At 68.6% G+C, this 223-nt stretch carries 1 pseudogene; it reads left to right on the top strand.

The annotated features are described in order from the left end of the window. Nucleotides 1-223, top strand: a pseudogene (locus tag LD028_RS09950) (sulfurtransferase); the annotation flags it as partial.

The following is a 223-nucleotide window of genomic DNA, read 5'->3' as shown; positions in this document are numbered from 1 at the left end:
CCAGGACGTCAAGCTGCTCGACGGCGGGCGCAAGAAGTGGGAGCTCGACGGTCGCGAGCTGGTCAAGGACGTCCCCGAGCGCCCGCAGACCTCCTACGTCGCGAAGGACGCCGACCTGTCGATCCGCGCCTTCCGCGACGAGGTCGTCGCCTCGATCGGGTCGAAGAACCTCGTCGACGTCCGCAGCCCTGACGAGTTCAGCGGCAAGATCAAGGCGCCGGCC

It is taken from the genome of Anoxybacillus sp. LAT27 (genome assembly GCF_022030075.1).
GTDB lineage: Bacteria > Bacillota > Bacilli > Bacillales > Anoxybacillaceae > Anoxybacillus > Anoxybacillus kestanbolensis.
This window is presented reverse-complemented; position numbering and strand designations above follow the sequence as displayed.